We start from the raw sequence: 14,497 nt of genomic DNA on the forward strand, positions 1-14,497 counted from the left end.
TGTAGGGCTTTGATCAAAGGCTCAAATGCGGCTTTATCCCCAATTTTTGTCAATGCCTCGGCTGCACTACATCTAACACCGGAGTCCTCATCGTGTAGGGCTTTGATTAAAGGCTCAAATGCGGCTTTATCCCCAATATTTCTCAATGCCTCGGCTGCATTGCGTCTAACACCGGAGTCCTCATCGTGTAGGGCTTTGATCAAAGGCTCAAATGCGGCTTTATCCCCAATTTTTGTCAATGCCTCGGCTGCACTACATCTAACACCGGAGTCCTCATCGTGTAGGGCTTTGATTAAAGGCTCAAATGCGGCTTTATCCCCAATTTTTCCCAATGCCTCGGCTGCATTGCTTCTAACAACGGAGTCGTCATGCTGTAGGGCATTGATTAAAGGCTCAACTGCGGCTTTATCCCCAATATTTCCCAATGCCTCGGCTGCATTGCTTCTAACAGAGGCTTCACCTCTTCTTCTAATTCTAACAACGGAGTCGTCATGCTGTAGGGCATTGATTAAAGGCTTAATTGCGGCTTTATCCTCAATTTTTCCCAATGCCTCTGCTGCATACATTCTAACAAGGAAGTCCTCATCCTTTAGGGCTTTGATTAAAGGCTGAACTGCGTCTTTATCCCCAATTTTTCCCAATGCCGAGGCTGCATACCATCTAACATCGGAGTCCTCATCCTGTAGGGCTTTGATTAGCTTCTCAACTAATTTTGCATGGGTTTGTCCAATCGCTACAACTACCGAGCGAGTAAAATCAAGTTGGGGATAAATCAGCCAAAATTGGTAGATGCGCTCGATTGTCTTGTCTATTAGCAGGTAGGAAATTTTCGGACATTCAGCAATACACCTACCTGCTAAAAGCAACTGGGTTTGAAAAATATCATCTGCCTCATTGGCGATCGCCTCAATTAACGTTATCGGCTTCTTCATCAAACCCGCCAGCAAAGTTATTGTTTCGTGCCAATCATAATTCCACAAATTTTGCTTTACTAAGTTAATGCCATAATCCCTTGATTCCTCAATTTTGTGATTCAGATAGGAAGCGGTAAAATATTCTTGAAAAGTGCGATGTAAAAATAAGTATTGCTCATTGTCATCTGAATTCAACTTTTGCAAAATTCCATCTTGCTCGGAGAGTTGATTAATCAATTGATTGGTTTCATTATCATTGTTGCCTAAATCATCTTTGATTACACGACGCAGTTCCCGCAATGTAAAAACTTCTTTTCCTTTGCGACTAAATTCATAAGCCAATTTTTCGAGCAGTTCAGTTTTAGATTCCACCGTTACTTCATCTGCACTTTTGCGTGAATTGTCATGACTCCATTTAGCCAGCATATATTTTACCGACTGTTGGTAAATTTCCCCCCTTCTAGCTGGGAGTTTCAGTTTATCTTGTTGATATAAACTGCAAATCAACGATAATAGCAAGGGATTTTGAGCCAATCCGCCAATTTGGGGACGCTCGCGTAAAGCTTGAATTAGTCCCTCTGCTGTCACGGAAGTATCTTGGAGGTATTCCCGAGCATTATTAAACCAAGTTTCAATATATTGTTCGGTTTTTTCTTGGTTAAAAGGAACGATTTCCATTTCCTTGGCATCATCAACCAATTTACCACCATAGCCGACAATCCGAGAGGTAGCGATTATCTGACAATTTGGATAAGCTCTAACAAAATTATTCAGTTTCTCTAAAAGCTGAAAACGTTTTTGCTGGGGAACTTCATCGAGAGCATCAAGCAACAGCAAACATTTTCCAGTAAGTAACTGTTGTTTTAAGAAATCATTCAGAAAATCGACAATATTAGTATTTTGATGATGTCTTAATATATTTGAATGTCTTTCCCGAACAATATTAAGAATTGCTTCTACTGGTGACATTTCTGTAATTTTCTCAGCCAAAGTAGACAATCGAATCAACAAAGGAATGACTATGTTTTCTACTGGTTGTTGATTGTCTAAAACCTGGTAAGATTTTTCGACAATTGTACATGATTCAGTTCGTAACAAAGTTGACTTACCCATACCAGGATCGGCGAGTACCACAATGCGCGACTGATTTTGTTTGGCTTTCTCCCAATCTTCCTGCTGACGCTGAATTTCTGACTCACCGATACCTTTGAGAGCATATATTCGTTTTAGTTCCTGTTCCGATTCTCCATAGCTCCAAGTTGTTTCCACCGTATGTTGATAGCGACGTTCTAAAGTCACTTGAATTGGAATATATTGGTCTTTAAGAATAATCGGCTGATCAGCGTGAAACAGGCGAATTTTGTTGTTACCGTTTTCAATTTCGTGCAAAAGTTCTCGAACAGCTTGACGCTCCTCTTGTGGATTCAACCATAACGGCTTAATTTCTTGGGGATGGGGATTTGTAAAGAGAACTGGTATTAAATGCTCCCGTTTGCGGGGATTATCATCATCATAAACAGGTACAAACTCACGGCTGCGTGCATTATCCCATGAAGTTTGTCCTAGAACAGCATTTTGACCTAACTCAAACGCTTGTTCAATGGATTCTCCCGCACCCAACCCATCATAAAAAGCTTGAGAAAAGGTAATTGCGGCTTGATCTTTGACTGGCTGACTCATCCCGATTGCGTAGTTAAGATGCTTGGAAATTTCCTTAGCTAAAGGTTGAGAATCACAAGCATTGAACAACACGCACTCTATGCGGTTGTGATAAATTCGCAATAAATCTACCAAAAACTCATTACTAACCGGCTTTGGCTGTCCCCTGTCATCTTCAAGTATTAATCCTTCGGTGGTGCCGTGTCCACAAAAATGAATAATCTGTGGCTTAACATCTAAAATGTGCCGCCTTAAATCTTCTCGTTTAACTGCTGACTCCCATATTATCTCCAAGCGTTCTCGATGCTTCGCTCTCCTTAAAGCTTCTTTTATATTCCTAACTTCAGGTAAAACATCAATATTAGAAGTTCCTCTGGGATTGGATAGCAAAATTAATATTTTCTTCTTTCTGTTATTCATCGCAATCTACATTACCCAGTTAGTATAATTGTTTGTTTATTCTTATTAATAGGTAGGTGCGATTTTCTAAAACTTATGCACTCTACAAAAAGATGGTGTTAGCTAATGATGTTAAAAATGCTGTATTGATTTATCGTACCGTGACGGCAAAGTCTTAATTGATTAGGGCTTAAAACCGGGCGTTGCTGAATGTGTAGAGACGTAGCAGTGCTACGTCTCTACATTAATCTTCTTGTAGCAGCAGGTTTATTAATTACATCTTCCCCAGAACGTAACAATTGGTTACAATCAAAATGCGTTCGTTACCCGGAGTAATCAGCGATGGATTTGATATTGGAGCCAGCAATTCCCGTAAAAATCGAGAAAATGAAGCAGCGGGTACGATGGCAGCATCAAAGTATTTTGCAACGGGGAATCGATCAAACCAGTATGGTTATCGATGACGGTAAAGAAGATAGTGAAGAATTTTCTTTTATGGTTATCGGTGACAGTGGCACAACTTGTCAATATGGATATCATCCCCAGCGAGAAATTGCTAAGTTGATGCTTCAGCATCGTCACGAGTGTAATTTTGTTTTGCACACTGGCGATGTCATTTATACTGTAGGCTCTCGCGAATATTATCCAGCAAATTTTATCGAACCCTATCGCGAGTTTTTGAAAGGTGGTGAAAATCCCCAAAATATTGCTTATGACAACATGGTGTTTGATACTCCGATTCTGACAACTTTGGGGAATCACGATTATTATGATGTACCTTTGCGATATCGGGCAATTACAGGCCCCACGATCGGGTTACGCCGTTTATTTCGCTACAAAGATTTTGAAATTGGCTGGCATGGTTCCGAACAAGGTGATGCTTATGCAAAGGCATTTCTTGATTATTTAGCACGATTCAATCAAGAGCAAGAATTAGAGTCTCATTTAGACGAGCATTACATCGCAAAAACCGACAACGGACGCTGTTTGCGCTACGAGCCGGGACATTTTACTCGTTTACCAAACCGCTATTATACGTTTCGTTACGGCGGTATTGACTTTTTTGCTCTTGATTCAAATACTATTAACGACCCTTCACCGATACCGGAAACACCACAAGGAGATATTCGCAGAAAAGCTTTAACTCAGCGTCGCGATGAAATAGATATTGAAGAACAGCAGATTCTAGAGGAATACGATAAATTAAACCTGGATAATCCCGAAGATGCCGAAAAAGGCGATACGCTCGAAGCAATATTAAGCCAAATCAACGAAATCAAAGTTGACATCGAAAAACAGCTAGCATCACATCATCCACAAGTTGATTTTGAACAACTTGAATGGTTTAAGCAAAGGCTGATTGAATCTTGGAATAATTCAGAAGTTCGCGCTCGCATCGTTTTCTTTCACCATCCACCCTACGTTACAGAGGCGAATAAGTGGAATCAAGCGCAAACATTAGCCGTGCGTCGTCGTCTGCGGTGGGTATTTGATCAAGTTGCTCAAACTATCGGTAGCTTGAATCAGAAACGTCCAATTGTTGACTTAATCCTAAACGGACACGCTCACTGTTTAGAACATCTTGTCACCACCGATACCGGACACGCAGACTCGCACATCAACTGTATCGTCAGCGGCGGAAGCGGGCATTATCCCCGTCGTCAGCGAGATATGGGATCGGAATTAATGGAAACTTTTGATTATCTTCCCGGTAGCCCTAACCGTAAAGTTGCTGAGTCTTTACTCTTTATTGGTCGCAAAGGTTACGCATCATTAGAACGCTCCCCCTATTCCGGAATACGAATTGATGTCAAACCAGGCAATCCTGTTAAGTTTGTTGTCAAACCATTTGTCGCCGAACGTTTTGGACACCAATGGAATTATCCTGAAGTGGAACCCTTTGCGATCGGTTAACAGTAAACAGTGATGAGTTGGTAATTGGTAATTGATAATTGATTAAAATGAACCATAGTAATAGACTAGATTTTTTAACTTTTTTACGTTCTACTGGAATTATCTTACTGATAGTAATTGGGTTGCTGTTTTATCCTGTTAATACAGCAATTGCCAATACATCAACTGATTACCAACAAAAATCCTCTGCTAGTTCGGATGGTATTGGTAAAGTTTATATGGGTAGAGAAATTTCTCAAGTTATGGGACATCAAGGTGCGATGTGGTTGGAAAGACCTACCCGTGAAACCCAAGAACAACCGAGTAAAATAGTTCAAGCTCTCGATCTCAAAGATACCGATGTTGTCGCGGATATCGGTGCTGGTACGGGCTATATGAGTTTTCGCATCGCTCCTAAAGTGTCGGATGGAAAGGTATTTGCTGTTGATATTCAACCGGAAATGTTGGATATTATCGATTTTTATAAAAAGAAAACCAAAATTAATAATGTAGAACCTGTTTTAGCAACAGTTACTAATCCGAATTTAGCACCCGAAAGCGTCGATCTAGCATTAATGGTAGATGCTTATCACGAGTTTGAATATCCCAAAGAAGTTATGGAAGGGGTTGTAAAATCGCTCAAACCAGGTGGGAAAGCAGTGCTGGTTGAATATCGCGGTGAAAATCCTTTTATTGCCATCAAACGCTTGCATAAAATGACTCAAAAGCAAGTTAAAAAAGAAATGAAAGCTGTAGGATTAACTTGGAAAGAAACTAAAGAATTGCTTCCCCAACAGCATTTGATGATATTTGAGAAAGAAGTTAGTGTTTAGTTGTTAGTTGTGGATAGGGGGGAGGAGAAAAAGCTGGCGGGGTTTCTACGATGCACCAAACGCACGTTTAACAGATCGCATTTTTTATTTTTATGTCAATTAATTTCAGTCGCCGTCAATTTATTTGGTACAGTTCCGCAGTTTTTGGTACTAGCTTACTACTGAAAGCTTGCAGTAATAACCAAAGTTCGACAACCACGGCTACAGATGGTGCGGAAATTTCAAAAGTTGCCATTGTTCTTCCGGGAGGAATTACCGATCGAGCCTGGAATCAATCTGGTTATGAAGGTGTACAATTAGCCAAGCAAAAATTAGGTGTAGAAACTGCTTTTGTAGAAAAAGTTTCTCAAGCTGACCAAACAGAGATTTTAACAGATTTTGCTCGTAAGAATTATAATCTCGTATTTGCCCACGGAGGACAATTTGATGCAGCAATTCAACAAGTAGCTCCTCAGTTTCCCAACACATTTTTTGTTGGTGTAAATGGTGCAGTTCAAGGAGAAAATATTGCAGCTTTACGTATAAATCACCAACAAGCTAGTTATTTATGTGGAATTGTTGCAGCTTCCATGACAAAATCAAATCAACTAGCTTATATTGCCGGACAAAAATTTGCCGCGACTGAGGAAGAATTACGCGGTTTGGAATTAGGTGCAAAGTCAGTCAATCCTCAAATCAAAGTTTCCTCTACTTTTACGGGAGATTGGAATGATGTAGCTAAGGCAAAAGAAGCTACATTAGCTTTGATTTCTACTGGTGCTGATGTAGTTTATCAATGGTTGGATAGCGCATCACCAGGAGTATTACAAACTGCCGCCGAAAAAGGTGTTTATGCTTTTGGAAATACAAACGATCAATTAGAAATAGCACCGAAAGCAGTTTTAACTAGTGCTGTTAAAAGGATGGATTTAGCAATAGCTTATATAGCAGAGTTGGCTAAAAGTAAACAATTGAAAGGTGAGATTTATAAAATTGGTTTAGAAAAATCCGATATTCTCAGCTTAGGAAAATTTGGTGATATGGTGCCGGAAGATGTTCAGAAAAAGGCAATGGATGCAAAGCAGGGAATAATAGATAATAAAATCAAAATTTAGTTAATAAAAATATGTAGGGGAGGCAACGCACCATCATTAATATAGCTTCAACCTCACCCTTAATCCCTCTGCTTACTAAGGCTACGGTGTACACAGAAGTCTTCTAAAGTAAAGTTGCTAACGTTTTGATCCCCCCTAGCCCCCCTTAAAAAGGGGGGAATAGGAGTTAAAGTCCCCCTTCCAAAGGGGGATTTAGGGGGATCTTCCGAGATATTTGTACAAGTTAGGCTTACTAAGGAGAGGGAAGCTGGAGGTAAAGTGAGGTTAAAATGATTTTGGATTATTAAATAAAAAAATGTCATTTTTACGTTTAGAAAATATCACAAAATCTTTTGGTGCCTTCGTCGCTAACCATAATATCAGCTTTGAGATAGAATCTGGAAAAATTCACGCTATTTTAGGAGAAAATGGTGCTGGTAAGACCACTTTAATGAATATAATTAGCGGTTTTTATCAACCCGATCGCGGACAAATTTATTTACAGAATAAACCAGTAAAGATTACATCACCAAGTACAGCAATTAAACTCGGTATTGGCATGATTCATCAGCATTTTATGCTAGTACCGCAGTTAAGCGTCACAGAAAATATTATTCTCGGAATTGATAGAAATTGGTCATTAAATCTTAAACAAAAACAACAGAAAATAGCCACTTTATCCAACTCCTATAACTTAGAAATTAACCCCGAAACAAAAGTTGGAGATTTACCTGTAGGAACCCAGCAACGAGTAGAAATTCTCAAAGTTCTTTACCGTCAAGCTAAATTGTTGATTCTCGATGAACCAACTGCTGTTTTAACACCTTCTGAAGTTCAATCTTTAATTAAAATCCTCCGTCAAGTTGCAGATACTGGTAATACGATTATTTTTATTAGCCATAAATTAGAAGAAGTGATGAACCTTTGCGATACCGTAACGGTATTACGACGAGGTAAAGTAATCGCAAATAAAAATATTTCAGAAACTACTGCTTCAGAATTAGCAGCATTAATGGTGGGAAGAGAATTTGATTTTCAATTAAATAAATCCCCCGTAACACCTGGAAAAGTAGTTTTATCGGTAAATAATTTACAAGTAGCAGACGATAGAGGTGTAAATGCTGTAAATAATATATCTTTTGAACTCAGAGAAAGAGAAATTTTAGGTATTGCTGGAGTAGATGGAAATGGACAGCGAGAATTAGCCGATGCTTTAGCAAAAGTCCGAAATATCAAAGCAGGAGAAATTAAATTTACCCAAAATTCAAATACAGGTTACATCCCCGAAGACAGGCAAAAAATGGGTTTGATATTGCAATATAGTATTGCTCAAAACTTGATTTTAAAAGCTTTTAGAAAATTACCATTATGTCGTAATTTTTTATTACAACCACAAATAATTAAAAATCGGGCAATTTCTGCAATCGAAGAATTTGATATTCGAGCATCGGGGGTTGATGTAAAAGTCTGGGAGCTATCAGGGGGAAATCAACAAAAGGTAGTTTTAGCAAGGGAATTAGCGGGAAACCCTATATTGATTGTAGCCATGCAGCCAACACGAGGCTTAGATGTAGGAGCCACCGAAACTGTACAGCAACGGTTATTAAAAGAAAAAGAGCGGGGAGCCGCCATTGTATACATTTCTACTGAGTTAGAAGAGGTGATGGCAATTAGCGATCGCGTTGCGGTGATGTATGGGGGTGAGTTTGTTGGTGTATTAGATGCGAAGACAGCGACAGTGGAAGAAGTTGGTTTATTGATGGGAGGAGGAGGGGGAGATATATTTTTTAAACGCAGAGGGACACAAAGGTAAACGCAAAGGTTTGTGGAGTTTTCAAATACCTCTCCTCTGTGTTCCTTTGCGCTTTCCTCGGCGCTCCTTTGCGTTTAAAACTCCATATAATCAAAAATAAAGATGTGAAAGTACTATTATGAGAATGGTAAACGTCGAAACGAAACCCCAGATAGCAAGCTGGCATATTAGGAGACTGTTCAATGACGGGGACTATTAACGAAAAACAACTGTCGAGAATAGTTTTAAAAGGTTTCAAATCTATTGTCGAATGCGATATTGAACTCAATAAGATAAATGTTTTAATTGGTGCTAATGGAGCGGGAAAATCCAATTTTATCGGTTTTTTTCGCATGATGCAGCAGCTACTTGAGGAGAATCTACAAGTTTTTGTCAGTCGTCAAGGTAGTCCCGATTCACTATTACACTTCGGACGGAAAACAACGGAACAGTTAGAGTTTCGGCTATATTTTGGTAATAACGGCTATTTCGCAGCGTTAGCAGCAACTCAAGATAATCGTTTGATGTTTATCAAAGAGTCTTTTTGGTGGAATCTAAAAGGTGAATATGAACTAGGAAAAGGTCATTTTGAGACAAAGGCTTTTTCTCTTACTGGGACAAGAATTCATGCAAATATTTTGTCTGCTATGCAGGGATGGAGGGTTTATCATTTTCATGACACTAGCGATAGTGCTTATGTAAAACAGCGTCACGGTATTAATGATAATAATTACCTGCGTCCTGATGCGCGAAATCTTGCAGCTTTTCTTTATCTATTGCGCGAGAATTACCCGTCATCCTATCAGAAAATAGTTAAAACTGTTCGGCTTGTTGCACCGTTTTTTGGAGACTTTTACCTACGTCCATCACCACAAAATAACGATTTTATTGAACTCGAATGGTTTGAGCAGGGACATGATATTCCCTTCAAAGCACATTTGCTTTCCGACGGTACGCTACGTTTTATCTGTCTGACAACAGTTTTTTTACAACCAGAAGATTTTCAACCGGAGACAATATTAGTTGATGAGCCAGAACTTGGTCTTCATCCCTATGCTATTACGGTTTTGGCTTCATTAATACGGACTGTTTCTAAACAGGTAATTGTTTCTACTCAGTCAGTCGAATTACTTAACGAATTTAACGCTTCAGATGTAATAGTTGTTGACCGTAATAAAGGTTGTTCTTCACTTCGTAGGTTGAAAGAGCAGGAGTTAGAAACATGGCTCGAAGATTATAGCTTAGGAGAACTTTGGAAGAAAAACCTGATCGGAGGTAGACCTACAAAATGATTCGAGTTCACGTTTTTGTTGAAGGACAAACCGAAGAAACTTTTGTCAGAGAACTGCTCTACGAATATTTTATCAATCAAAATATCTACCTCAATCCAATTTTGGTAAAAACAAGTAAAGCTGCAAAAGGTGGTGTAGTCAGCTACGCAAAAATAAAACCGCAAGTTAATCGTAAATGTCTGGAAGATGCAAAAGCATTTGTCACCACAATGTTTGATATGTACGCTTTACCTAATGACTTTCCAGGAAGCAGTTCGCTAGCAAAAATCAACGAGCCTTTACAGAAAGCAGAATTTTTAGAAAGGGAAATTGGTAAAGATATCGGGCACAAAAATTTTATCCCAAATTTAATAGTTCATGAATTTGAAGGTTTGTTATACAGCAATCCACAAGCTTTTGCTGAGTGGTTCGATGAAACTGCTGTAAGTATTTTGCAAGCCGAACGTAATGCTTTTTCTTCACCCGAACATATTAATGATAGTCCCTTAACAGCACCATCAAAAAGGATTCGTAATTCTTGTCAGGGATACGATAAACCACTGCATGGTTCCTTACTTGCTATTGATATTGGGTTAGATAAAATCCGTCTGGAATGTCAGCATTTTAATAAATGGTTGTTGCGGATTGAAAGTATTGTGACAATTTGAGCAAGATAATTTACAAAGTTGTAAGGTATGTGACATTCACAATATCGCCTTGGAATAAATTCCCAGGCTCACATACAAAGTCGCTCTTTTGACGACTGAGTAAGTCTTTTAGTGCGTTTTAACGTACTTTGTTTATAAGCCTTGAAATTGATTTCAAGGCGAGATTTTCGTTTAGCGAGATTACTGCAAGATGTAATTTAAACCTTTCCCGTATGATGTTTCCATCCCCTTTCGGGGCAAAGGTATCGGAAAGTTTTTCGCCTTACGAAAGATCCTGCCCTAAAGCAGGAGGACTCGTTTCCATCCCCTTTCGGGGCAAAGGTATCGGAAAGCAAAATGTTTTCGTTGCTCCCGCCGCAACTAAGAGTTTCCATCCCCTTTCGGGGCAAAGGTATCGGAAAGGAACATTGGGTCAAACCAAACAAGAGGCGCAAAAGTTTCCATCCCCTTTCGGGGCAAAGGTATCGGAAAGAAAGCTTGTAAAATCACAATGAAATTTCAAGCTGTAACGTTTCCATCCCCTTTCGGGGCAAAGGTATCGGAAAGGTTTCGTGAACTATATCCTAATATTAGCTATAGCGAAAGTTTCCATCCCCTTTCGGGGCAAAGGTATCGGAAAGAACAGCGCACTGAAGTTTCAACACAGATTGCAAATCGTTTCCATCCCCTTTCGGGGCAAAGGTATCGGAAAGACTTGAAGAAGTGAAAATTTGCAGAAATTTGGTGTTTCCATCCCCTTTCGGGGCAAAGGTATCGGAAAGAGTTCACTTCTGGAACCCTTACACAGAGGGGATTTGAGATACCCCAATCGACACACTCCGAAAAAATGGAAAGTTTTTTCGAGAAAATGGTCATTTTTGTCGCCTGAAACCCTTACTGGGTAAGCAATCGACACACTCCAACGAAATCATAGGGTTTTCAACGTTCTGAGCTAGTGTGTCGATTTAGTTCGACTTCTAACTAACTCAAGTAAGATACATTAACTACTGATATTTATCAAGCAATAAATCAAAAAGTTTACATTATAAAAATTTTATTGTTGATACATAAGTTTAAACTATTTCAATTAGCGCGATCGCCCGCAATCGACTTATGAATCAACAACCTAACAATATAAGATAAATTTAAACTCGGATTCAGTAACTCTAAATTCCCAATTAATGAACCGTATTAAATCCCAATTACCAATCCTCTCACCGATAATTGCCATTGCATCGGCTTTAATAGTAGGTGCAATTCTAATTATCCTCGCTGGTGCAAATCCCATCGCAGCATATACAGCGCTTTTTCAAGAGTCGCTATTTGACTATTATGGTTTTGGCAATACTTTAACTAGAATGACTCCTTTATTATTTACCAGTTTAGGAGTATTGATAGCCTTAAAAGCCGGACAATTTAACATCGGCGGGGAAGGACAAATTTATCTAGGTGCTTTGGGAAGTACTTTAGTCGGATTGTACGTGCAAGTACCAGCATTTATTCATATTCCTTTGGGTTTATTCGTTGGATTTTTATTTGGTGCGGTTTGGGGTTGGATTCCCGGTTATTTAAAAGCAATCAAGGGTGTAAATGAAGTGATTACCACGTTGCTGCTCAATTATATTGCGGTAAATTTAATTAGTTATTTGGTGCAGAATCCCCTCAAAGCAGAAAATGCACCCAGCCCTTATTCACCATTGATTGCCAAATCTGCTCAATTGCCAATGTTACCTGGAGGTTTGGCAAGTGGAGGAATTTTTCTAGCTTTGTTAGCAGCTGTAATTTTATGGATATTATTGCAGCGAACTCCTTTGGGTTATCAAATTACAACAGTGGGATTTAACCCGATTGCTTCTAACTATGCTGGAATTTCCGTAAAACGAACCATAATGCTAGTAATGATTTTAGCGGGTGGATTGGCTGGATTAGCTGGTAGTTGTGAAGTGATAGGGTTGAAATATCGGTTATTTGAAGAAGTTTCACCCGGTTATGGATTTGACGCGATCGCGATCGCCTTTCTCAGTCGTGGTAGCGTTTTGGGTGTGGTATTAGCTTCTTTATTTTTTGCAGCATTGCGGAGTGGTGCGAATGTAATGCAGCGTAGCGCAGGTGTTCCGGTGACGGTAGTATTTGCAATTCAGGGATTAACGGTGTTGTTTATTGCAATCGGTTTGGCTTTGGAATCGAAAAAATGATAGTGGGGGATGGGTAATTGGTAGTGGGTAATAGGTAATGGGTAATGGGTAATGGGAAGATAGGAATCATCAAAGTATTCGTAGTGGGAGCATCTTGCTCTCTTGCTATTTTCTAAACGAAAAAAACCCAATCCCCAATTCCCAATCCCCAATAGACATCTCCGGAAAACATTTCTATGGTTTAAAATTACACGCAAACCGCGAGTCCCCCTACCCCCCTTCCCTATGTTCGCGCAGCCGTGTCCCAAGGACATGGGAATGGGGTTTTTTTAAGCCTCTCTCCCAGTGGGGGAGAGGTTTGGAGAGGGGTATTTTCAATTCCTGCGATGTCTAATCTAAAATCTAAAATCTAAAATCTAAAATCTAAAATCCAAAATCTAAAATCCAAAATCTAATGACTAATAATTATTATTTCTTCACCGATTATCTAGCAGCAAGCATCCGTTTAGCCGTTCCCATTGCCTTTGCGGCTTTGGGTGGAATGTATTCAGAACGCGGGGGAGTATTAAATATTGCTTTGGAAGGAATGTTATTAACTGGCGCTTTTACTAGTGCTGCCGCTACTTTTTACAGTGGTAATCCTTGGCTGGGAGTATTGGCTGCTGTTATTGCTGGGGGTATGGTGGGATTGCTTCATGCTTTTTTGTGCGTGAGTTTGCGGGTTAATCAATTAGTGTCTGGATTAGCGATTAATTTGGTAGCGTCTGGATTAACCTCATTTTCGGCGCGGTTGGTGTTTAATAATGGTAGCGTGCAAAAGTTAGCGGGAATTAAAGCAATTAGGATTCCTGGATTTGCGAATATACCTTTTATTGGCGAGCTTTTATTTCAACAAGATATTCTCGTCTATTTATTAATATTTTTAATTACTTTTAGTACATATTTTCTCTTTCATACCAGCCCCGGTTTAACATTGCGTGCCGTCGGAGAATATCCCCAAGCTGCCGATACTGCGGGAATTTCAGTTGTAAAGGTTCGATATTTGGCAGTAATCGCAAGTGGTTGTCTTGCCAGTTTAGGAGGAGCTTATTTGAGTTTAGTACAGATAAAATACTTTGCTGAAGGGATGACTGCGGGAAAAGGATTTATTGCCATAGCCGCTTTAATTTTTGGTAAATGGCATCCTATAGGTAGTGGATTAGCGAGTCTTTTATTTGGTGCGACGGAAGCTTTACAGTTGCGAATTCAGGCTTTGGGGGTGAATATACCCTATCAATTTCTGATTATGTTACCTTATGCAGTTGCATTGTTAGCCCTAGTTGGTTTTATGAAAAAATCCCCACCTCCCGCAGCTTTAGGTATTCCCTACAGTCAAGAAAAATAGGTTAAAGGTTAAAGGTTAAAATTCTCCCCCTTCGGGTTCACCACTTCTCTCAACGGAGGGAACCTCCGCACGAGAGTGGCTTCACCATCTCCCCATCTCCCCCTCTCACTCAGCGGGAATAGCGATCGCAGTTTTAGCGCTACTATCCCAAACTACCCAGTTGAATTCTTTGTCTAAATTTTCGGCTGTTTCAGATACTTTGAAATAAAATTTTTCACCTTTTCTTTCAATGGCAAAGTCTGCATTTTGCGCGTATACTACCTTGAAACCTTTATCTCGCAAGCAAAACATTACCCAAGCTTTCAGTGATTGTCTTGATGGATCGTAGGAAACCATCGGCCTTTTAAATGCTTCTTCTACAGTTTGATATATTTGGGACATTCTTTTGAGCAATTATCAATTATCAATTATCAATTATCAATGGGAATTGGACATGGGATTTTAGATTTTGGATTATTTTCCCCTTGTCCCCTTGTCTCCCCATCCCCCCATCTCTC

General features: G+C 39.5%; 10 protein-coding genes and 1 CRISPR repeat array. Of the genes, 8 read left to right on the top strand and 2 right to left on the bottom strand.

All coding sequences use genetic code 11. The features are described 5' to 3' along the window. Window positions 1–2,993, bottom strand: a 2,993-nt coding sequence (locus ACM03V_RS10100) for a HEAT repeat domain-containing protein (RefSeq protein WP_414620643.1), incomplete at its 3' end; no start/stop codon positions are given. A gap of 321 nt (window positions 2,994–3,314) precedes the next feature. Here ACM03V_RS10100 and ACM03V_RS10105 point away from each other — a divergent pair. The 8 genes from ACM03V_RS10105 (at window position 3,315) to ACM03V_RS10140 (ending at window position 14,000) form a co-directional block, all read left to right on the top strand. Then, the gene (locus ACM03V_RS10105; protein WP_414620644.1) at window positions 3,315–4,886 is read left to right on the top strand and encodes a metallophosphoesterase family protein; all 1,572 of its coding nucleotides are present in this window, start codon (window positions 3,315–3,317) and stop codon (window positions 4,884–4,886) included. 47 nt (window positions 4,887–4,933) lie between these two features. After that, entirely contained in the window at window positions 4,934–5,698 is a 765-nt protein-coding gene (locus ACM03V_RS10110; RefSeq protein ID WP_414620645.1) for a class I SAM-dependent methyltransferase, read from the top strand. Between the two features lie 92 nt (window positions 5,699–5,790). Next, window positions 5,791–6,792, top strand: a complete 1,002-nt coding sequence (locus ACM03V_RS10115) for a BMP family protein (RefSeq protein WP_414620646.1) — start codon at window positions 5,791–5,793, stop codon at window positions 6,790–6,792. 295 nt (window positions 6,793–7,087) lie between these two features. After that, on the top strand, window positions 7,088–8,584 hold the full coding sequence (locus ACM03V_RS10120) for an ABC transporter ATP-binding protein (protein ID WP_414620647.1): 1,497 nt from the start codon (window positions 7,088–7,090) through the stop codon (window positions 8,582–8,584). A gap of 182 nt (window positions 8,585–8,766) precedes the next feature. After that, a complete protein-coding gene (locus ACM03V_RS10125; protein WP_414620648.1) occupies window positions 8,767–9,855 on the top strand; it encodes an AAA family ATPase in 1,089 nt (362 codons plus the stop codon). After that, window positions 9,852–10,502 (top strand): DUF4276 family protein, encoded by a 651-nt coding sequence (locus ACM03V_RS10130; protein WP_414620649.1) that lies wholly within the window; start codon window positions 9,852–9,854, stop codon window positions 10,500–10,502. Before ACM03V_RS10125 ends, ACM03V_RS10130 begins: the two co-directional genes overlap by 4 nt. Window positions 10,503–10,719: 217 nt before the next feature. After that, a CRISPR array of direct repeats spans window positions 10,720–11,263; the repeat unit is 36 nt; unit sequence GTTTCCATCCCCTTTCGGGGCAAAGGTATCGGAAAG. Window positions 11,264–11,662: 399 nt separating this feature from the next. Continuing rightward, window positions 11,663–12,676: an ABC transporter permease gene (locus ACM03V_RS10135; protein WP_414620650.1), complete on the top strand. Its 1,014-nt coding sequence runs from the start codon at window positions 11,663–11,665 to the stop codon at window positions 12,674–12,676. A 394-nt stretch (window positions 12,677–13,070) separates the two neighbouring features. Next, window positions 13,071–14,000 carry an ABC transporter permease gene (locus ACM03V_RS10140; RefSeq protein WP_414620651.1) on the top strand — a complete coding sequence of 310 codons (930 nt, stop codon included), beginning with the start codon at window positions 13,071–13,073 and terminating at the stop codon, window positions 13,998–14,000. 105 nt (window positions 14,001–14,105) lie between these two features. Here ACM03V_RS10140 and ACM03V_RS10145 read toward each other — a convergent pair whose 3' ends face one another. Continuing rightward, window positions 14,106–14,381: a hypothetical protein gene (locus ACM03V_RS10145; protein WP_414620652.1), complete on the bottom strand. Its 276-nt coding sequence runs from the start codon at window positions 14,379–14,381 to the stop codon at window positions 14,106–14,108. Window positions 14,382–14,497 lie beyond the last annotated feature (116 nt).

The sequence above is a fragment of the Calothrix sp. CCY 0018 genome (assembly GCF_963920925.1).
Lineage (GTDB): Bacteria > Cyanobacteriota > Cyanobacteriia > Cyanobacteriales > Nostocaceae > Rivularia.

Bases quoted from the DNA above. Each gene is read 5' to 3' on its own strand.
- ACM03V_RS10110 (WP_414620645.1), top strand. From the start codon at position 4,934: ATGAACCATAGTAATAGACTAGATTTTTTAACTTTTTTACGTTCTACT.
- ACM03V_RS10120 (WP_414620647.1), top strand. From the start codon at position 7,088: ATGTCATTTTTACGTTTAGAAAATATCACAAAATCTTTTGGTGCCTTC.
- ACM03V_RS10130 (WP_414620649.1), top strand. From the start codon at position 9,852: ATGATTCGAGTTCACGTTTTTGTTGAAGGACAAACCGAAGAAACTTTT.
- ACM03V_RS10125 (WP_414620648.1), top strand. From the start codon at position 8,767: ATGACGGGGACTATTAACGAAAAACAACTGTCGAGAATAGTTTTAAAA.
- ACM03V_RS10140 (WP_414620651.1), top strand. From the start codon at position 13,071: ATGACTAATAATTATTATTTCTTCACCGATTATCTAGCAGCAAGCATC.
- ACM03V_RS10145 (WP_414620652.1), bottom strand. From the start codon at position 14,381: ATGTCCCAAATATATCAAACTGTAGAAGAAGCATTTAAAAGGCCGATG.
- ACM03V_RS10135 (WP_414620650.1), top strand. From the start codon at position 11,663: ATGAACCGTATTAAATCCCAATTACCAATCCTCTCACCGATAATTGCC.
- ACM03V_RS10105 (WP_414620644.1), top strand. From the start codon at position 3,315: ATGGATTTGATATTGGAGCCAGCAATTCCCGTAAAAATCGAGAAAATG.
- ACM03V_RS10115 (WP_414620646.1), top strand. From the start codon at position 5,791: ATGTCAATTAATTTCAGTCGCCGTCAATTTATTTGGTACAGTTCCGCA.